General features: G+C 59.5%; 15 protein-coding genes. 9 read left to right on the top strand and 6 right to left on the bottom strand.

The window, feature by feature from the left end; all coding sequences use genetic code 11:
* Positions 1-28: 28 nt before the first annotated feature.
* Positions 29-2,467: a Lon protease family protein gene (locus ACQKPC_RS24195; RefSeq protein ID WP_427626808.1), complete on the bottom strand. Its 2,439-nt coding sequence runs from the start codon at positions 2,465-2,467 to the stop codon at positions 29-31.
* A 275-nt stretch (positions 2,468-2,742) separates the two neighbouring features.
* On the opposite strand from ACQKPC_RS24195, the gene ACQKPC_RS24190 reads away from it, so the two are divergent.
* The 4 genes from ACQKPC_RS24190 (at position 2,743) to ACQKPC_RS24175 (ending at position 6,318) form a co-directional block, all read left to right on the top strand.
* Positions 2,743-3,231 carry a DUF3015 domain-containing protein gene (locus tag ACQKPC_RS24190; protein ID WP_007901840.1) on the top strand — a complete coding sequence of 163 codons (489 nt, stop codon included), beginning with the start codon at positions 2,743-2,745 and terminating at the stop codon, positions 3,229-3,231.
* A 105-nt stretch (positions 3,232-3,336) separates the two neighbouring features.
* Positions 3,337-5,190 (top strand): DUF4105 domain-containing protein, encoded by a 1,854-nt coding sequence (locus ACQKPC_RS24185; RefSeq protein ID WP_427626806.1) that lies wholly within the window; start codon positions 3,337-3,339, stop codon positions 5,188-5,190.
* 206 nt (positions 5,191-5,396) lie between these two features.
* Positions 5,397-5,753, top strand: coding sequence for a hypothetical protein (locus tag ACQKPC_RS24180; protein WP_427626804.1), 357 nt, complete (start codon positions 5,397-5,399; stop codon positions 5,751-5,753).
* Between the two features lie 70 nt (positions 5,754-5,823).
* A complete protein-coding gene (locus ACQKPC_RS24175) occupies positions 5,824-6,318 on the top strand; it encodes a GreA/GreB family elongation factor (RefSeq protein WP_123497085.1) in 495 nt (164 codons plus the stop codon).
* 186 nt (positions 6,319-6,504) lie between these two features.
* Here the strand turns inward: ACQKPC_RS24175 and ettA are convergent, their stop codons facing one another.
* Positions 6,505-8,169, bottom strand: a complete 1,665-nt coding sequence (gene ettA / locus ACQKPC_RS24170; RefSeq protein WP_008072328.1) for an energy-dependent translational throttle protein EttA — start codon at positions 8,167-8,169, stop codon at positions 6,505-6,507.
* 287 nt (positions 8,170-8,456) lie between these two features.
* Here ettA and ACQKPC_RS24165 point away from each other — a divergent pair, with 287 nt between their 5' ends.
* Positions 8,457-12,305, top strand: a complete 3,849-nt coding sequence (locus tag ACQKPC_RS24165) for a bifunctional diguanylate cyclase/phosphodiesterase (protein ID WP_427626801.1) — start codon at positions 8,457-8,459, stop codon at positions 12,303-12,305.
* Positions 12,306-12,558: 253 nt separating this feature from the next.
* Positions 12,559-13,812 carry a serine hydroxymethyltransferase gene (glyA, locus tag ACQKPC_RS24160; protein ID WP_007895259.1) on the top strand — a complete coding sequence of 418 codons (1,254 nt, stop codon included), beginning with the start codon at positions 12,559-12,561 and terminating at the stop codon, positions 13,810-13,812.
* A 126-nt stretch (positions 13,813-13,938) separates the two neighbouring features.
* Here the strand turns inward: glyA and ACQKPC_RS24155 are convergent, their stop codons facing one another.
* Positions 13,939-14,190, bottom strand: coding sequence for a hypothetical protein (locus tag ACQKPC_RS24155; protein WP_427626799.1), 252 nt, complete (start codon positions 14,188-14,190; stop codon positions 13,939-13,941).
* Between ACQKPC_RS24155 and ACQKPC_RS24150 the strand changes: the two genes are divergently transcribed.
* The 3 genes from ACQKPC_RS24150 to ACQKPC_RS24140 are packed head-to-tail and all read left to right on the top strand — an operon-like array spanning position 14,189 to position 17,006.
* Positions 14,189-15,502: a C4-dicarboxylate transporter DctA gene (locus ACQKPC_RS24150; RefSeq protein WP_063342470.1), complete on the top strand. Its 1,314-nt coding sequence runs from the start codon at positions 14,189-14,191 to the stop codon at positions 15,500-15,502. The genes ACQKPC_RS24155 and ACQKPC_RS24150 overlap by 2 nt on opposite strands.
* Positions 15,503-15,555: 53 nt before the next feature.
* Positions 15,556-16,260, top strand: coding sequence for a FadR/GntR family transcriptional regulator (locus ACQKPC_RS24145; protein WP_008072332.1), 705 nt, complete (start codon positions 15,556-15,558; stop codon positions 16,258-16,260).
* A gap of 26 nt (positions 16,261-16,286) precedes the next feature.
* Complete coding sequence (locus tag ACQKPC_RS24140; RefSeq protein ID WP_427626797.1) at positions 16,287-17,006, top strand: GntR family transcriptional regulator; 720 nt, start codon at positions 16,287-16,289, stop codon at positions 17,004-17,006.
* Between the two features lie 130 nt (positions 17,007-17,136).
* Here ACQKPC_RS24140 and yjiA read toward each other — a convergent pair whose 3' ends face one another.
* The 3 genes from yjiA to ACQKPC_RS24125 all read right to left on the bottom strand — a co-directional run bounded on the left by yjiA (position 17,137) and on the right by ACQKPC_RS24125 (position 20,550).
* Positions 17,137-18,108 carry a GTPase gene (gene yjiA, locus ACQKPC_RS24135; protein ID WP_427626795.1) on the bottom strand — a complete coding sequence of 324 codons (972 nt, stop codon included), beginning with the start codon at positions 18,106-18,108 and terminating at the stop codon, positions 17,137-17,139.
* Between the two features lie 163 nt (positions 18,109-18,271).
* A complete protein-coding gene (locus ACQKPC_RS24130) occupies positions 18,272-18,469 on the bottom strand; it encodes a YbdD/YjiX family protein (protein WP_007895266.1) in 198 nt (65 codons plus the stop codon).
* Positions 18,470-18,483: 14 nt separating this feature from the next.
* Positions 18,484-20,550, bottom strand: a complete 2,067-nt coding sequence (locus ACQKPC_RS24125) for a carbon starvation CstA family protein (protein ID WP_427626794.1) — start codon at positions 20,548-20,550, stop codon at positions 18,484-18,486.
* Positions 20,551-20,587 lie beyond the last annotated feature (37 nt).

The raw sequence follows: 20,587 nt of genomic DNA, 5'->3' as shown, positions 1-20,587 counted from the left end.
GCAAGCCCGCTCCCACATGGGGGTTGTGTCAGGCCGGTTTGATTTCCAGCATCGCTTCCTGCGCCAACTCCTTTTCGGCTTCCTTGAGGTCTTCCTCGCTGATCATTTCCGCAATCACCCGCAAGCGTTCCACTACCCGCGCGTTGATGCTGCCTTCAGGGAATGCGCCATTCTCATCCGGCGCGCCGGCTGGCTCGCCGACCAACAGGCTCAGAGCCTCGTCGGCCTGGCGCACTGCGTAGACATGAAACTGCCCTGCGCGCACCGCCGCCAGCACCTTCTCGTCGAGCATCAGCGTGGCAACGTTGGCCTGAGGAATGATCGCCCCTTGCTCCCCCGTCAAACCACGGGCTTCGCAGAGTCGGAAGAAACCTTCGATCTTCTCGTTGACCCCACCCACCGCCTGCACTTCACCGAACTGGTTGATCGAACCGGTAATCGCAAAGCACTGCTTGAGCGGGGTTTTCGACAAGGCCGAGATCAGCGTGCACGCTTCGCCAAGAGACGCGCTATCGCCGTCGACATAACCATAGGACTGCTCCAGAGCGATACTCGCGGAAATCGCCAGCGGGAATTCCTGGGCATAACGGCTGCCCAGATACCCGGTGAGGATCATCACGCCTTTGGAGTGGATCGGCTGACCAAGGTTGACCTCACGCTCGATGTCGACGATGCCGCTGCCGCCCGGATAAACCGTGGCGGAAATCCGCGCCGGCACCCCAAAGGCCGAATCGCCGACTTCCAGTACCGTCAGCCCGTTGCACTTGCCAACCGCCGCGCCATCGGTGTCGATCAGAATGATCCCGGCCAGCATGTCATCGAGAATCCGCGCCGAAACACGCCCGGTACGGGTGGCCTTGGCCTTGAGCGCACGCTCGATGTGCCCGGCGTCGGTCATGTCGTCGCCCGCCAGGTCGCGAATGAAATCCGCCTCGCTGACCAGCTGGAACAGATCGCCGATCCGCGCCGACAGACGCCCCTGATGTTCTGCCAGACGCGCGCTGTAAGTCGCCAGGCGCGCCACCGCATCGGCGGTCAGCGGCGCCATGCCTTCCTCGGACGTACGGGTTTTGAGCAACTGGGCGAACTGCTCCAGGCTCTCGTCGACCATCGGGATGTCTTCGTCGAAATCCACCAGGACGCGGAACATCTCCTGGAAGTCCGGATCGAGGTCTTGCAGCGTGTAGTAGAGCTGTCGGGCGCCGATGATGACGACTTTGACCTGCAACGGAATGTGTTGCGGTGTCAGCGTCACGGTGGCCAGACGGCCCAATTCACCCAGCGGTGACTCCATTTTCAGCTTGCGCGATTGCAGGGCGCGCTTGAGCGCATCCCAGACAAAAGGCTCGCTGAGCATTTTTTCCGCTTCGAGAATCAGGAAACCGCCGTTGGCCCGGTGCAGCGCACCCGGTCGCAGCTGCCGATAGGTGGTGTAGAGCGCGCCCTGATCGGTGCTGTATTCGATGCGGCCGAACAGGTTGTCGTAGGTCGGGTGCGGCTCGAACACCACGGGTGCGCCGCCGCTGAACGGATGACCGACCACCAGGCTCGGGGCGTATTGCTCTTCGAGCAATTTGCGGGCGATGGCGTCGGTCTTGCTGTCGTCCACCAGTTGCTCGACCACCGTCTTGAGCAGGTACACCTGCATCGCTTGCAGGTAACCGCAAACACCGGCGTTTTCCGCGTACTTTTCCGACAGCGGAGCGAGCAATGGCTGCAAGGCCAGGGTGATGGTTTCTTCGTTGAGCTGACGCAGTTGATTGCTCGACTCGCGCTTCCATTGCGGCAAGCTGGCGAGTTCTTCGTTCAACCGCTCTTCCAGCCCGGAAATGTCGTCGTGAAAACGTTCGCGCTCGGCTTCCGGCAACTGGGCGAATTCCGCCTCATCCAGCGCCTTGCCTTCGCTCATCGGGGTGAAGGCAATGTTGCTGCTGTCGCGGTAGAGCGCGACCTCTTTCTCCAGCGCCAGACGCTCGATCACATCCAGTGCACGGTCATAACGCTGATTGAAAGCGCGGTCGATGGCGCTTTTCTTCTGCTGGTAGGACGGGTGCTCGAACACCGCCGGAAAGGTCGCCAGCAGGTTGTCGATCAAACCGTTGATGTCGCCGATGAAGGCTCCGGCGGTGCCCGACGGCAATTCCAACGCACGAGGCTCGCGCGGCTCATCGAAATTATTGACATAGACCCAGTCAGCCGGGGTCTGCAGGCGCTTGCCTTCGGCCTTGAGGTAGCGTTTGACGAACGAAAACCGGCCGGTGCCGGGCTCGCCCATGACGAATACGTTATAACCGGGGCGTGGCATGGCCACACCGAACTGCAAGGCTTCAACCGCACGTTCCTGGCCAAGCACACCGCGGAAGGGCTCCAGATCATTGGTGGTAGAGAAGCTGAACTGTTCAGCGGAAAACGGACGGGTCAGCGCTTCAGGCGCTAGACGCAAGCTGGCAGCAACAGGATCAGGCATCGGGCTTCCTTACATCAGGCGGGGCAGATAGCGGCATTCTGGCGCTGCCCGTACCTCACTGGCAAGGCGCGCCTCAAGCCAAAGTCTAGACAAAGCGTCAGCCCCGGGCCGAGCGGGTCAAAATCAGTGTTTTCAAGGAATGTTTCGCAAAAGATTACGGAACCCCCGGAACCTGCCTAAACTCCAAGCTGCGCGGCTGGATGATAACCGGCCCACTGGCACCATTAGGGGCCAGCACCCTTGTCCATTGGTATGCACACAAAGAGAACATAGCTATGAAACGGATTCTTCTCGGTACTCTCTTCACCGCTGTATCCATCAACGCCATGGCTCAGGCGCCAGGCGGTCCGGACTGCGGTTGGGGCAACATGCTGTTCGAAGGTCAGCGTGGCACCCCGGCACACTTCCTGGCATCCACCACCAACGGCACTTCCGGTAACGCAACGTTCGGTATGACCTCCGGCACCAACGGTTGCTCGACCAATGCGTCGCTGACCTATGGCGGCAAATCCTGGATCGCCATGAATGGCATGATGAACGAGCTGTCCGAAGACATGGCCAAAGGTCAGGGCGAAGCGCTGACCACTTACGCCGTGGTACTGGGCGTGGCGCCGGAAGACCGTGCGCATTTCGCCGCTGTGACTCATCAGCACTTCCAGCAAATCTTCAGCAAAGCTGACGTGACCGCTGATGACGTGCATACCAACACCCTGGCCGTGCTGAAAAGCGACCCTCGTCTGGCCAAGTACGCCACTCAAGCTTAATCTCGACCGGCCCGCTCCTTTCGGGGAGCGGGTTTTGTTTTTTGGACCTGGCCCTTTTGGCCTGCCCCTTTGGGTCTTTGTTTCTTTCGACTTAAGTTGCTCACTATGCTCAAACGCCTTGCCTGGCTGGCGCTCTGTGTCTGCGCCCCGCTGTCCGCCGCGCCACACATCGACAATCAACGTTTGCAGCAACTGGCCAACGACCCCTTCTGGATTTCCCTGGGTCATTACGAAACCGCCAAGCTCGGTGGCTGGCGCAGCTATGTCAGCGACAAGAAATTCTTTCTCGCCCCCGATGGCAATGAACACCCCGACCGCGAACTGGCGGCGACCGTGCAGGCACTGTATGCCCCGGCCAGTGCCGGCGAGCAGCATGCCCAATGCGTCTATCCGGCCCGCACCCGCTGGCTCAAGGCGCAACTTGCGCTGAGCGATCTGCCGACACCGGACTGTGCGCAGTTCAAGCAATGGTTCAAGGATGTTTCGCCCCACAGCGCGGTGATGATTTTCCCGGCGGCCTACCTGAACAGCCCATCGTCGATGTTTGGCCACACCTTGCTGCGCATCGATCAAGCCAATGTGCAGAGCGACAAGACGTCGCTGCTCAGTTACGCGATCAACTTCGGCGCCTACATCGAAGGTTCGGACAACAGCATTCTTTACGCTTGGAAAGGCTTGATGGGCGGCTATCCCGGGCTGTTCGCGCTGGTGCCGTATCAGGAAAAACTCTCGGAATACCGCAGCCTCGAGAACCGCGACCTGTGGGAATACCGCCTGAACCTGACCCAGCAGGAAACCGAGCGTATGGTCGAACACGTCTGGGAACTCAAGCAGATCCAGTTCGACTATTTTTTCTTCGACGAAAACTGCTCCTACCGCCTGCTTGAGCTGTTGCAAGTGGCACGGCCGAGCCTGCATTTGACCGAGCAATTCCCGTTGACCGCTATCCCCACCGACACGGTCAAAGCGGTGAAAGAAGCCGGACTGGTGGAATCGATCGAGTATCGCCCGTCCCGTGAGCGCGAACTGCTGAGCCGTGCCGAGCCATTAACCTTTGAAGAACAGGAATGGGTACTGAACGTCAGCGCCGATCAGACGCAATTGCAGACTCCGGCGTTCATGGCCCTTCCTCGCGACCGTCAGGCGTTGATCATCGATGCGGCTTATCGTCTGGAGCGTTATCGCGCCAACGGTCAGGAGCGTGACCCGCAACGGTCTCAACGCAGTTTCGAATTGCTGCGCGCAATCAATCAAAACCCGCCCCCGGAGCTGGAAATCCCACAACCCGGCTTGCCCGAGGACGGTCACGAATCCCGCACCTGGCAGGCCGGCATCGGCACTCGAGGCGACAAAGCCTTTGGCGAATATGGCCTGCGCATGGCCTATCACGACCTCAATGACAACATGGAAAGCTTCCCCCTCGGCGCGCAGATCGAAATTCTGCAGATGAAGCTGCGTCAATACGAAGGCAATGACTGGCAGTTGCAGCAACTGGACCTGGCGACCATCCGCTCGCTGACGCCTCGCAATGAATTGTTGCAGCCGCTGTCATGGCAAGTCACCGGCGGCCTGGAACGCGTACCGGGCAAGCATGATGACGAAACCCTGGTCAGCCATGTCAATGGCGGTGGCGGTGGGACCTGGCAACTGGGTGACGATATGCTCGGTTTTGCCTTGGGCACCGTGCGTGTTGAGCATAACAACGACTTCGCGGGTTTCATCGCCCCGGCAGCGGGATTCAACAGCGGCCTGCTATGGAAAAACCCGCTGGGCAATTTCAGCCTGGAAGCCAAGGGTGATTACTTCACCAATGGCGAAGTGCGCCGCAGCATGAGCCTGAATCAGCAGTGGGAACTGTCGCGCAATCTGGGTGTGCGTCTGAGCGCCCAGCGCGAATTCAGCCACCTGGCTTCGCCCGAAAACGAAGTGATGCTTGAGGTGAAGTGGTATCACTATTGACGCAAGTCCCTGTGGGAGCGGGCTTGCCCGCGATGAGGGAGTGTCAGTCGGCATCAATGTTGTCTGACACTCCGCCTTCGCGAGCAAGCCCGCTCCCACATTGAATCCTTGTACGCCCACAGATTAATCACAAGCCTTTCACATACACCCGACAAATCCGCTTCTAGACTTCCCTTATAGGCCGTTGAACGGCCCAGGAGTCCGGGATGTGGCGTTGCGTGGGTGTGTTGGGGTTATTGGTAGTGATCACGGGGTGCCAATCGACCCACGAGGATCTGATCGCCAAGGGTTATCCGCCGGCATTCGCCGATGGCTTCGATGACGGTTGCAGCAGTGGCCGGCAAGCCGCTGGGGCGATCACCGGTGAGTTTCGTAAAAATGTCCCGCGTTACCTCAAGGACAAGCAATACGCCGAAGGCTGGACCGATGGCTTCCGTCAGTGCCAGGCCATGCGTGAAAACGAGGATCGTAACGAGTACAAGGACCGCCATTGGGACGAGCGCGAACGGGCCTGGCAACAAGAGAAAGACAGGGACGCCGCGCGAGCCTATCGCTCGCAATAAGTCGTTTACAGACATTCGTCGAAACTTAAAGCCTGCGACCATGGCCCAAACCCTATAACGGGAGAACAGCATGAGTCGCGCCTTCGTCAATGAAGATAACGCCGCCGCGCAAGCCGATCAGCCAGTCGAACGGCAGGTCAGCGCGCAGCCCAATTACGTCACGCCAGCGGGCCTGGCGCAGCTTCAGGCAAAAGTTGCCGAGCTGCAAAGCCTGCTTGATCAGGAAAGCGCCAAAGGCGAACTGGCCGATAAGCAGCGCCAGGCCGACCTCGACCGCGACTGGCGCTATTTCAAGCAGCGCCTGCAAAGCGCCCAGGTGGTCGCACAGGCCTCCTCGACCGACAAAGTGCAGATCGGCAACTGGGTGACCTTTGCCGACGAACACGATCATGAGCAGCGCGTGCAATTGGTCGGAGAAGACCAGGCGGACGCTACCCATGGCTTGATCAATTGGAGCTCGCCGCTGGGACGGGCGTTGCTCGGGGCGCAGGTGGGCGATGAAGTGTTGTGGAAGCGACCGGCGGGGGATTTGGTGATTGAGGTGTTGGCCATAGAAATTGGATGATCTCAAGGCCGCCTTCGCGAGCAAGCCCGCTCCCACAGATGATCTCGAGCGTTCTCAAAATCCGAGCCTGAAGCAGATCCCTGTGGGAGCGGGCTTGCTCGCGAAGGCCGCGACTCGGTCTTACTGAACACCCATAAAAAAACGGAGCCCCAAAGGCTCCGTTTTTTCTATGCGACCAACCTGATATCAGGCCAGCTTCTTGTGCCGTACCCGGTGCGGCTGGGAAGCCGCTTCGCCGAGGCGTTTCTTGCGATCGGCTTCGTACTCGGTGTAGTTGCCTTCGAAGAACACCGCTTGCGAGTCGTCTTCGTACGCCAGGATGTGAGTCGCGACGCGGTCAAGGAACCACCGATCGTGGGAGATCACAATGGCGGCGCCCGGGAAGTCCAGCAAGGCCTCTTCCAGGGAACGCAGGGTTTCAACGTCGAGGTCGTTGGACGGTTCGTCGAGCAGCAGGACGTTGCCGCCCTCTTTCAGGGTCAGGGCCAGGTGCAAGCGACCACGCTCACCACCGGACAGGTCCTTGACGAACTTCTGCTGATCGCCGCCCTTGAAGTTGAAGCGACCAACGTAGGTGCGCGACGGGATCTCGTAGTTGCCGATGCGAATCTGGTCGGAACCGTCGGAGATCTGCTGGAACACAGTCTTGCTGCCATCCAGGTCTTCACGGCTCTGGTCGACGCACGCCAGTTGTACGGTTTCGCCGACTTCGATGGAGCCCGAATCCGGTGTTTCCTTGCCCATCAGCATGCGGAACAGGGTCGATTTACCGGCACCGTTACCGCCGATCACGCCAACGATGGCGCCTTTAGGCATGGAGAACGACAGGTTGTCGATCAACACGCGATCGCCGTAGCCCTTGCTGACGTTCTTGAACTCGATAACCTTGTCGCCCAGACGCGGACCGGCCGGAATGTAGATCTCGTTGGTTTCGCTGCGCTTCTGGAATTCCTGCGATTGCATTTCTTCGAAGCGTTGCAGACGAGCCTTGGATTTGGACTGGCGGGCCTTGGCGCCTTTGCGCACCCACTCCAGTTCTTCCTTCATGGCCTTTTCGTGAGCCGATTGCTGCTTGGATTCGGCCGCCAGACGATCGGACTTGGCTTCGAGCCAACCCGAATAGTTGCCCTCGTAAGGGATACCGGCGCCGCGGTCGAGCTCGAGGATCCAGCCGGCGACGTTGTCCAGGAAGTAACGGTCGTGCGTGATCGCAACCACGGTGCCCGGGAAATCGTGCAGGAAGTGCTCCAGCCAGGCGACGGAATCGGCGTCCAGGTGGTTGGTCGGTTCATCGAGCAGCAGCATGTCCGGAGCGGACAGCAGCAGGCGGCACAGGGCCACACGACGCTTTTCACCACCGGACAGGACTTCGACCTTGGCATCCCACGCTGGCAGACGCAGCGCATCGGCGGCGACTTCCAGTTGGCGATCCAGGTTGTGACCGTCGCTGGCTTGCAGGATGGCTTCGAGTTTGGCCTGTTCTGCCGCCAGTTTGTCGAAGTCGGCATCCGGTTCAGCGTAGGCCGCGTAAACCTCGTCCAGGCGCGCCTGAGCGTCCTTGATCACGCTGACCGCTTCCTCGACCACTTCACGCACGGTTTTGGTCGGGTCCAGAATCGGTTCTTGCGGCAGGTAGCCAATATTCAGGTCCGGCATCGGACGGGCTTCACCGTCGAACTCTTTATCGACGCCCGCCATGATTTTCAGCAGCGTGGACTTACCCGAACCGTTGAGACCGAGTACACCGATCTTGGCGCCAGGGAAGAACGACAGCGAAATGTTTTTCAGGATTTCCCGCTTCGGCGGAACAACTTTGCCCAGCCGATGCATGGTGAAGACGTATTGAGCCATGGAGAACCTTGGGTCAGTGACTGATGAATGATTGGAGCGCAGGCGATGCCCGGCCAGGCCATGCGCGTCGTTCGTTTGATGGGTATCAAGGCGTGCGCGCTGAAAAAAACCTGATTCTAGGAGCTGGAACGCTCCCGCGTAACCGGCAAAGCTACCTTATTGATAGGAGGCAGTCCAGCCGATCGAGGGCTGGCACTTCGCCACAACTCAAGGCATGCTAGCCGCCCTTCGGGCGTCCGGCTTATAGTGCACGTCGCGCCAGTCCAGCCAAACCGCAGGATTACAGTTTGTCCAAGGTCACTCCGCCATCGTCCGTGAGCGCACTCAATCCTGCGACCGGCTCGCCCCTGCGCGGAACCTTGAAGGGCGCGCTGGCAACCCTCGTACTGTTGCTGCTCGCACTGCTGTTCTGGCAGCTGCTGGATCAGCTTCGTGAAACCCAGAAAAACCAGCGCCAATACACCATCGACTACTCCGCCGATCTGGCTGCGCAAGTCAGCCTCAACATGGCGCTCAATGCCCAGATCGCCCTCAACCTGCTACCGATCATCGAACAACCACAAAGTCCCGACGAACAGCAGGCGTTGCTGCGCAAACTGCAGAAATCGCTGCCCGACCTGCGCAGCCTGGCCCTACTCAGTCCCTCCGGCAAAATCCTCAGCGACAGTGCCGCCGACAGCCCGGACGCCTATTACCTGAGCGAACTGGTTCAACGCAGCCGCGCCCAGGCCCACTATTTCAGTAATGCCGACGACGGCTCAGTGGTGCATCTGCTCCTGCATCAGGCCAGCGGCAGCAGCCGCGGTTATTGGGCCCTGCGTCTGACACCGACGTTTTTCTCCTCATTGACCAAACAGGGCGACGCCGGCATCCGCCCCCTGTGGCTGGTGGAAAACCGTATCAATCATCAGATCATCAGCCGCGATGACACCCAGCCCTCGGCCAAGCCGGCCGTGCTGACAGCCGACGAACTGGCCAACAGCGTGTTGACAGTCCCTCTGAGCAGCAGCGACTGGCAATTGCGCGGGCTGTTCGACCGCCAACGGGTGCTCGAACAACTGCTGCCGGCGTTCATCGGCAAATGCCTGCTGGGTCTGGCCCTCTCTTTGTTGCCGTTCATCGCTCTGCTGAACATTCGTCGCCGTCAACGCCTGTTGCATGAAGGCCGCCGACGCTATCAGGACATTTTCGAAGGTACCGGCGTTGCGCTGTGCGTGCTCGACCTGTCCGGGCTCAAAAGTATCTTCGGCAGGGCTCAACTCAACAGCAGCGAGCAGTTGAAGGCCTGGCTCCAGACACCGGAGCAACGCCAGCAACTGCTGCAGGAACTGCGCATCACCGAGGTCAACCAGGTCGCCCTGCAACTGCTCAATGTCAATTCCTGCGATCAAGCCTGGAAACTGCTGATCAACGGCTGCCCATTGGACTGCACGGCCATCGGCAATCAAGTGCTCGAAGCGGTGCTCCAACAGCAGAAACAGCTTGAACTGGAAATCAAACTCCAGGACGCCAATGGCCGCGACCAGCATTTGTGGCTGGTGCTGCGTCTGCCGGAAGATCAGGCCTACTATAAAGCGGTGATCCTGAGCATCAGCGACATCACCAGTCGCAAGCTCATCGAATTGTCGCTGCTGGAGCGTGAAGGGTTCTGGTCCGACGTGGTGCGCACCGTGCCGGATCATCTGTATGTGCAGGATGTAATCAGCCAGCGGATGATCTTCAGCAACCATCACCTGGGACAAACGCTGGGTTACAACCGCACCGAACTGCACCAGATGGGCGAGTACTTCTGGGAAATCCTGTTGCACCCCGAGGATGCCGACTACTACCACCGATCACGCCAGTCCCAACGTCACGCGGGTTACACCCAACTGATGCAATGCCAGCTGCGTTTCCGCCATCGCGATGGCAAATGGCGGCGTTTCGACATTCGCGAACAGGCCCTGGCCCGGGACAAACACGATCAGGTCACGCGCATCATTGGCGTGGCCAAGGACATCACCGAGCAGATCGAAGCCAGTGAGTCCCTGCGCGACAGCGAGCAGCGTTACCGGATGCTCGCCGAAAGCATCAGCGACGTGATTTTCTCCACCGACAGCAAGATGTCGCTCAATTACGTCAGCCCCTCGGTACAAGCCGTGCTGGGTTTCGACGCCGACTGGATATTCCAGAACGGCTGGCAATCGACCATCGCCAACCCGCAACAACTGACCGGCATCTACAGCCTGATGGACCGGGTCAGCAAAGCGCTGGATAAACCCGAACAGCTGGCGCTGCTGCGCAGTCAGGTACAGACCCAGCTGTTTCTGTTCGACTGCCTGCGGGCCGACGGACGCAAGATTCCCATCGAGCTGCGTCTGGTGCTGGTCTGGGACGAACACGGTGCCTTTGAAGGTGTGCTCGGGGTCGGCCGCGACATCAGCCAGCAACGTCGGGCCGAGAAAGACCTGCGCATGGCGGCCACGGTATTCGAGCACTCGACCTCGGCGATTCTGATCACTGACCCGGCCGGCTATATCGTCCAGGCCAACGAGGCTTTCAGTCGCGTCAGCGGCTATGCAGTGGCCCAGGTCCTCGACCAATTGCCGAATATGCTCACCGTCGATGAGCAGCAGGAAGCCCATCTGCGCTACGTGCTCAAGCAATTGCATCAGCACAGCACCTGGGAAGGCGAAGTCTGGCTCAAACGACGCAATGGCGAGCATTACCCGGCCTGGGTCGGGATTACGGCGGTACTCGACGATGAAGGCGATCTGGCCAGCTACGTGTGTTTCTTCAGCGACATCAGCGAGCGCAAGGCCAGTGAACAACGGATTCACCGCCTGGCCTATTACGACGCCCTGACTCACCTGCCCAACCGCACGCTGTTCCAGGATCGCCTGCACACCGCGCTGCAATCGGCTGAACGGCAGAAGTCCTGGGTGGTGCTGATGTTCCTCGACCTCGACCGTTTCAAGCCGATCAACGACTCCCTGGGCCACGCCGCCGGCGACCGCATGCTCAAGGAAATGGCCACGCGCCTGCTTGGTTGCGTCGACGATGACGACACCGTGGCACGCATGGGGGGTGATGAGTTCACTTTGCTGCTGCAACCGCGGGTCAACCGGGAGATCGCGTTGAACCGGGCGATTCACGTGGCCGAACAAATCCTCGCCAGCCTGGTGAAACCGTTCGTGCTGGAAGGCCGCGAGTTCTTTGTCACCGCCAGTATCGGCATCGCCCTGAGCCCTCAGGACGGCAGCGAACTCAGTCAGTTGATGAAGAACGCCGACACCGCGATGTACCACGCCAAGGAGCGTGGCAAGAACAACTTCCAGTTCTATCAGGCCGACATGAACGCCAGCGCCCTGGAGCGTCTGGAGCTGGAAAGCGACTTGCGCCATGCCCTGGAGCAAAATGAATTCGTGCTGTACTACCAGCCGCAATTCAGCGGCGATGGCAAACGCCTGACCGGTGCCGAAGCCCTGCTGCGCTGGCGTCACCCACGACGTGGCCTGGTACCGCCGGGGGATTTCATTCCCGTGCTCGAAGAGCTCGGGCTGGTGGTGGACGTCGGCGACTGGGTGATCAGCGAAGCCTGCCGTCAGCTCAAGACCTGGCATCAAACCAAAGTCCGGGTACCGAAGGTTTCGGTGAACATTTCGGCCCGGCAGTTCTCCGACGGTCAGCTCGGCACGCGGATCGCCACCATCCTCAAGGAAACCGGCCTGCCGCCGGCGTGCCTGGAGCTGGAGTTGACTGAAAGTATTCTGATGCGCGAAGTCAGCGAAGCGATGCACATCCTCGCCGGGTTGAAAAACCTTGGTCTGAGCATTGCAGTCGACGACTTCGGCACCGGTTATTCATCGCTCAACTACCTCAAGCAATTCCCGATCGACGTGCTGAAAATCGACCGCACTTTCGTCGATGGCCTGCCCTCGGGGGAACAGGACGCACAAATTGCCCGGGCGATCATCGCCATGGCCCACAGCCTCAATCTGGCGGTGATAGCCGAAGGCGTGGAAACCCACGAGCAGCTCGACTTCCTGCGTGAGCATGGGTGCGATGAGGTCCAGGGGTATCTGTTTGGCCGGCCGATGCCGGCGAGTCGGTTTGAGGCGCAGTTCAGCAATGATGCGTTGTTCATGTTTGACTGACTGATCGTTCCCACGCTCAGCGTGGGAATGCAGCCCGTGACGCTCCGCGTCACATGCCGAAGCGGACGCAGAGCGTCCAATGAGGCATTCCCACGCAGAGCGTGGGAACGATCACCTGACTCTGGCCAGCCCAGACACCGCAAATCCGGCGCATGAACACCACTTGTCTGCGACATGATGTCCTTTCATATGCCATCTAAAACCCATTGGGTTAGAATGCCCCCCTTTTCTGCCCCGATCCTTGAGGACCGCCATGTTCAGCCGTGATTTGACTATTGCCAAGTACGACGCCGACCTTTTTGCCGCCATGGAGCAAGAAGCTCAGCGCCAGGAAGAACACATTGAGCTGATCGCTTCGGAAAACTACACCAGCCCTGCGGTGATGGAAGCTCAAGGCTCGGTACTGACCAACAAGTACGCCGAAGGTTATCCGGGCAAGCGCTACTACGGTGGTTGCGAGTTCGTCGACGTGGTTGAGCAACTGGCCATCGACCGTGCCAAAGAACTGTTCGGCGCCGATTACGCCAACGTTCAGCCACACGCCGGCTCCCAAGCCAACAGCGCCGTTTATCTGGCCCTGCTGCAAGCGGGCGACACCATCCTGGGCATGAGCCTGGCCCACGGCGGTCACCTGACCCACGGTGCCAGCGTTTCGTCCTCCGGCAAGCTGTACAACGCTGTTCAGTACGGTATCGATGCCAACGGCCTGATCGACTACGACGAAGTCGAGCGTCTGGCGGTCGAGCACAAGCCAAAAATGATCGTGGCCGGTTTCTCTGCCTACTCGCAGATCCTCGACTTCCCGCGTTTCCGCGAAATCGCTGACAAAGTCGGTGCCTACCTGTTCGTCGACATGGCTCACGTGGCCGGTCTGGTCGCCGCTGGCGTCTACCCGAACCCGGTTCCATTCGCTGACGTCGTGACCACCACCACCCACAAGACCCTGCGCGGTCCACGTGGCGGCCTGATCCTGGCTCGCGCCAACGCCGACATTGAGAAGAAGCTGAACTCCGCCGTATTCCCGGGCGCCCAGGGTGGCCCGCTGGAGCACGTGATCGCTGCCAAGGCGATCTGCTTCAAGGAAGCGCTGCAACCTGAGTTCAAGGCCTACCAGCAACAAGTGGTGAAAAACGCCCAGGCCATGGCCGGCGTGTTCATCGAGCGCGGTTTCGACGTGGTGTCGGGCGGTACTCAGAACCACCTATTCCTGCTGTCGCTGATCAAGCAGGAAATCTCCGGTAAAGACGCCGACGCCGCACTGGGCAAAGCGTTCATCACCGTGAACAAGAACTCGGTACCGAACGATCCACGCTCCCCGTTCGTCACCTCCGGTCTGCGTTTCGGCACTCCGGCTGTGACCACTCGCGGCTTCAAGGAAGCAGAGTGCAAAGAGCTGGCCGGCTGGATCTGCGACATCCTGGCAGATCTTTCCAACGAAGCGGTGATCGACGCCGTTCGTGAGAAGGTCAAGGCCATCTGCAAGAAGCTGCCGGTGTACGGCGCTTAATTGCCCCGCTGAACTGCAGCAATGAAAAAAACCGGCCAGTGATGGCCGGTTTTTTTTCGTCTGCCATAAAGATCAAAAGATCGCAGCCTTCGGCAGCTCCTACAGAGGTTGTGTACATTCGTGAAATCATGGGTGTACGCGGTTTTTGTAGGAGCTGCCGAAGGCTGCGATCTTTTGACCTTGATCGGCATCTCCTGCCCGGCCTCGGCCACTGGTCAGACCGGTCATGCCAATTTTTCGATTTCCACTTGTAATCCTGAAAAAATCCAGCGTAGACTGCGCCTGCACTGGACATACCGGTAAGACCACAATAATTAAGTCCTTAATCTGATGCGCATCGCGCACGGCAGCCAGGACACCGACCAGGATTCCTCCCATGCTCAGATGGTGCTCGCGTTCAATCTTCCTTCAAGTGGTTCTCGGACTGGTGCTCGGTATCGTCTGCGGGCTGACCCTTCCCGAATACTCCGCCCAACTCAAACCTCTCGGCGACGGTTTCATCAAACTGATCAAGATGCTCATTGGTCTGATCGTGTTCTGCGTGGTGGTCAGCGGCATCAGCGGTGCCGGCGACCTGAAGAAGGTCGGACGCATCGGCCTCAAATCGGTGATCTACTTCGAAATACTGACCACCATCGCCTTGGTGATCGGCCTGGTGTTCGCCTTCACGACCGGCATCGGCAGCGGTGCGAACATCCATCTGGAGCAACTCTCCGCCGCCGACATGGGCGACATCGCCCAGCGCGGTCAGCACATGCAAACCACCTCCCAGTTCCTGATGAACCTGATCCCGACCTCGGTAATCGGCGCCTTCGCGGAAAACAACATTCTGCAAGTCCTGCTGTTTTCGGTGCTGTTCGGCAGCGCGCTGAACCTGGTGGGCGAAGCAGCGTCGGGTATTTCCCGGCTGATTAATGAGCTTAGCCACGTGATCTTCCGCATCATGGGCATGATCGTGCGTCTGGCGCCGATCGGCGTGTTCGGCGCCATCGCCTTCACCACCAGCAAATATGGCCTGGATTCGCTGCAGCACCTGGGCAGCCTGGTCGGTCTTTTCTACATGACCTGTGTAGCGTTCGTGGCATTGATTCTCGGCCTGGTGATGCGCCTCTCGGGCCTGAAGATGTGGCCGCTGCTCAAGTACCTGCGTGAAGAACTGCTGATCGTCATGGGCACCGCTTCTTCCGACGCCGTGCTGCCACAAATCATGCGCAAGCTTGAGCATCTGGGCATCGGCAGCTCCACGGTCGGGCTGGTGATTCCGACCGGGTACTCGTTCAACCTGGATGGTTTTTCGATCTACCTGACCCTGGCCATTGTGTTCATCGCCAATGCCACCGGCACGCCGCTGGCCATGACTGACCTGCTGACGATTCTGCTGGTGTCGCTGATCACCTCCAAAGGTGCCCACGGGATTCCCGGCTCGGCGCTGGTGATTCTCGCGGCGACACTGACGGCCATTCCGGCGATTCCAGTGGTCGGGCTAGTGCTGGTATTGGCAGTGGACTGGTTCATGGGCATCGGCCGGGCGCTGACCAACCTGATCGGCAATTGCGTCGCCACGGTGGCCATCGCCCGTTGGGAAAAGGACATCGATATCCAGCGAGCGAACAAAGTGCTTTCCGGTCAGGTGGGTTATACCTTCCAGCCCAGGAAACCGGTGGTCCCGGCGCACCAGCAGGAATTTTAAACTACGTGTGCCTGCCCAAGGTCAGGCACATTTATCACGACTTGGAGCGAACAGTGATTACCTCGTCAACCGTTGTAAATTCGGTGGTAGAAAAACTTCGGGCCGCCCTGGCCCGCGGTCAGTGGCGCTCCGGCGAAATGCTGCCGGGCCAGCGTGAACTGGCCGAGCAACTGGGCATTAGCCGCCCGAGCCTGCGCGAAGCGGTCATCGTGCTGGAAACCCTCGGGCTGGTGCGCTCCATGCCGGGCAAAGGCGTGGTGGTGCTGGAAGCCAATCTCAGCGACAGCCAAAGCCACGACAGCGCGGTGGCCGGGGCCAGCCTGGAAGACGTGCTGCAACTGCGCTACACCCTCGAACCCTTCATCGTCGGCCTGGTTGCACAATCCATCAGCAGCAAGGAAGTCGGGCAACTGCGCCTGACCCTGATGGACATGCGCGAAGCCTTGGAGGCCAACGACAGCGAAGCCGGGGTCAGCGCCTACATCGCGTTCCACGAAGAACTGTTCACCCTGACCTCGAACCCGATCTTCCAGAGCGTTGTGCAGCAGACCAGCAACGCCCTCAAGCAAAGCGCCGAGGTGCTACGCAATTCGCCAGAGCATCTGGCTGAACGCCTTGAAGAAAACGAAGCCGTGGTGCGGGCCATTCGCAGCAAAAACAGCGCCCAGGCCAGCGCCGAGATGCGTCGGCACATCCTGCGCGAAGGCCAGCGGATGGGCATCGAATTGAACATTCCGGATGACCACCTCGGCAGTTGACCCCCTCTTCGAACTGGAGACAGGCCATGAACAGCTTCGCCTCACCACAGATATTCACTGCCCTGCCCTTCTCCCGAACCGACACCGGGAAACCGCCGGCGGATGATCTCTATTCACGGATCGTCGACGCCATTCTTGAACAGCGCATCCATGCAGCCAGTCGTTTTACCGAAGACAGCATGGCGCAGATGTTCAGCGCTCGCCGCAGTGACATTCGTGGCGTGCTGACGCAGTTGTCCCATCAGCAGATCATTATCCTTCGCACTCACCATCGTCCCCGAGTCGCAGCGCCCGATGCCGAGCAGATTCGCCAGACGCTGCATGCCCGACGACTGACCGAGATCACGCTGGTTCGACTGGCCTGCCAGCAACCTCACCCGCAAGACTTGAAACGCCTGCGCGCCCTGATCGACAGCGAACGCCAATGCACAGCACGTGGTCCGGCGATTCGATTGTCTGGGGAGTTTCATCTGCAACTGGCCGAAATGGCGGGGAACGCACCGTTGGCGCATTTTCTTGGCACTCTGGTGCCGCTGACTTCGCTGGCGATTGCGCAGTTTGATGCGCAGTTTGATGCGCAGGCAGGCGGTGATTGCGCGTGGCAGGAGCACATGGAGATTGTCGATGCAGTGGAGCGTGGGGATGCTACGGCGGCCGAGATGTTGATGACCCGGCATCTGGATCATCTTGACGAAAAACTGCTGAACGCTGGATCGGTAGTCAGCCAGAATCGTGTCGCCGGTTAGATCGCCTTCGCGAGCAAGCCCGCTCCCACATTGGTTTTGTGTCGCGCCAGATAGAGTGGGCAATACAGATCAAATGTGGGAGCGGGCTTGCTCGCGAAAGCGGCCTCAAACACGCTGAAGATACCTGAGCTTACTCAGCCGCAACCCGCGCAAACCCCTCGCGAATTTTCTCTTCCGGCAAATCATCGGCAATGAACACGATCACGCTTTCCCGCGCCTCATCGTCCGCCCACTCGGTATCCCAATCGAAGCCGTACAGTTTCAGCACTCCTTGGAACACCATGCGCCGCGGTTCGCCAAGAATGTTCAAAACACCTTTGTAGCGCAGCAATTGCTTGCCGTGGTCTTCCAGCAGTTCGTTCATGAACTCACTGAGTTTGTCGATATCCAGCGGCTTGTCGGTGCGCAGCACCAGGCTGGAAATGCGATCGATGGAGGGCGCCTTGCTCACTGGACGCAAACTCACTCCACCGCCGAGATCGGCATTGAGGTTGAAGCCGCGCACGTCCAGCAGTTCGGCCAGATCAATCTTGCCGTGGTCGACCACGCGGATTGGCGCGCGACGGTTGATGCGGGTCAGACGCTCGCTGAGGGCAGTGAAGGTCGGTTCGTCCACCAGATCCCGTTTGCTCACCAGCAAGCGGTCGGCAAAGCCGATCTGTGCCTGGGCGATGGTCTGGGTCAGGTGCAGGTCGGCGTGGGCCGCGTCCACCAGGGTGATGATGCCGTCGAGGATGTAGCGCTCACGCAGTTCTTCGTCGATGAAGAAGGTTTGCGCCACCGGGGCCGGGTCGGCCAGACCGGTGCATTCGATGACCAGACGATCGAAGGCGATTTCGCCGCTGTCCAGGCGTTCGAGCAGCAGGTACAGCGCTTTGGTCAAATCGGTGTGGATGGTGCAGCAGACGCAGCCGTTGGACAGCGTCATCACTTGCACCGGCTCGTCGCCCAACAGTTGGGTGTCGATACCAGCGTCACTGAATTCGTTTTCGATCACGGCGATTTTCAGGCCGTGCTCGGCTTTGAGCAGGTGGCGCAGCAGCGTGGTTTTGCCAGCGCCGAGGAAGCCGCTGAGAATCGTGACTGGGATGGGAGAGGACAACTGGAATCTCCTGTTTCACAAAATTAGAAATCAACACAAAAACAAATGTGGGAGCTAGCCTGCTAGCGATGGCGGACTGTCAATCAACAGTGATGTTGAATGTTCAGGCGCCATCGCTAGCAGGCTAGCTCCCACAGGGATTGCTATTAACCCGACAACCGGGTCAACAGCACTTCGGCCCACCCTTACCACCGTAACGGGCTTCCTGACGCTCGCGAAAGAACATCTCGTAGCTCATTACCGGTTTGTCCGGGTGTTTGGTTTGCATATGCTCGACGTAGTTGTCGTAGTCGGGCATGCCGACCATCAGGCGCGCGGCCTGACCGAGGTATTTACCGAGGCGACTCAGGTCATTGAACATGGTGCAATCCTCGATTACGCATCCGGCTGAGCCTGGAACGGCGATTCTTTATCCGTACGTTCTTTGCTACCCCAGGCAGCAATGCCGACCTTGAGCGCATAGAACAGGATGCTGAATACCACAAACAGGAACAGCGCAGTCAATGTTGCGTTGGTGTAGGCGTTGTAGATCACGTGCTGCATCTGCTCGATGCTTTTGGCCGGGGCCAGAATCTGCCCGTTAGCCAACGCATCGCTGTATTTCTTCGCCAGCGACAGGAAACCGATCGCCGGGTTGGCGTCGAACAGCTTGATGAAGCCTGCGGTGGTGGTGCAGATCAGCAACCACACGGCGGGCAACATGGTGACCCAGATGTAACGTTGGCGCTTCATTTTGATCAGCACCACGGTGGCCAGCATCAGCGCGATTCCGGCCAGCATCTGGTTGGAGATGCCGAACAGCGGCCACAAGGTGTTGATGCCACCCAGCGGATCGATCACGCCTTGGTACAGCAGGTAACCCCACATCGCCACGCAACCGGCCGTTGCGATCAGGTTGGCGGTCCAGGACTCGGTGCGTTTCAGCGCCGGAACGAAGGAGCCGAGCAAATCCTGCAGCATGAAACGCCCGGCACGGGTGCCGGCGTCGACCGCAGTCAGGATGAACAACGCTTCGAACAGGATCGCGAAGTGGTACCAGAACGCCATGGTGTTTTCACCGGGCAGCACACTGTGCAGGATCTGCGCGATACCGACTGCCAGGGTCGGCGCACCACCGGCACGGGCCAGAATGGTGGTTTCACCGATGTCCTTGGCCACCGCTTGCAGCGCTTCCGGGGTAATCGCAAAACCCCAGCCGCTGACCGCTTGTGCCACAGCCACCACGTCACCACCGACGACCGCCGCCGGGCTGTTCATGGCGAAGTACACGCCTGGCTCGATCACCGAAGCGGCCACCATCGCCATGATCGCCACGAAGGACTCCATCAGCATGCCGCCGTAACCGATGTAACGGGCGTTAACTTCGTTATCCAGCAACTTCGGCGTGGTGCCGGAGGAGATCAGCGCGTGGAATCCCGAGACAGCGCCACAGGCAATGGTGATGAACAGGAACGGGAACAACCCACCCTTCCACACCGGCCCGGTGCCGTCGATGAACTGGGTCAATGCCGGCATTTTCAGCTCAGGCATGGTGATCAGAATGCCGATCGCCAGCGCAACGATGGTGCCGATCTTGAGGAAAGTGGACAGGTAATCACGCGGCGCCAGGATCAGCCACACCGGCAACACTGCCGCCACGAAACCGTAGCCGATCAGCATCCAGGTGATCTGAACCCCGGTAAAGCTGAACGCCTTGGCCCACACCGGGTCAGCGGCAATCTGCCCGCCCAGCCAGATCGAACCCAGCAGCAACGCCACGCCGATCACCGAGATTTCACCGATGCGGCCCGGGCGGATGTAGCGCATGTAAATGCCCATGAACATCGCGATCGGGATGGTCGCCATCACCGTGAAAATACCCCACGGGCTTTCGGCCAGGGCCTTGACCACGATCAGCGCCAGCACCGCGAGGATGATGATCATGATCAGGAAGCAGCCAAACAGCGCGATGGTCCCGGGGATGCGGCCCATTTCCTCACGGACCATGTCGCCCAGGGAACGACCGTTGCGGCGGGTGGACATGAACAGGACCATGAAGTCCTGAACCGCACCCGCCAGCACCACCCCGGCAATCAGCCACAGCGTACCGGGCAGGTAGCCCATCTGCGCCGCCAATACCGGACCGACCAGCGGCCCTGCGCCGGCGATGGCTGCGAAGTGGTGGCCAAAAAGAATGTGTTTGTTGGTCGGCACATAGTCCAGACCGTCATTGTTGAGCACGGCAGGTGTAGCCCGACGCGGATCGAGTTGCATCACATTGTTAGCGATGAACAGGCTGTAGTAGCGGTACGCGACCAGATAAATGGCCACCGCGGCGACCACAATCCACAAGGCGTTGATCGCCTCGCCTCGGCGCAATGCCACTACACCCAGGGCGCACGCTCCCAGGATTGCCAGCAGCAGCCAGGGTAAGTGGCGTAGCAGGCTATTATTATTTTTCATTTTATGATTCCAGCCAGAGTGGACAAGAAAGACAGCC

The organism is Pseudomonas sp. NPDC089918, from assembly GCF_050280605.1.
In the GTDB taxonomy this organism is placed as follows: Bacteria; Pseudomonadota; Gammaproteobacteria; order Pseudomonadales; family Pseudomonadaceae; genus Aquipseudomonas.
This window is presented reverse-complemented; position numbering and strand designations above follow the sequence as displayed.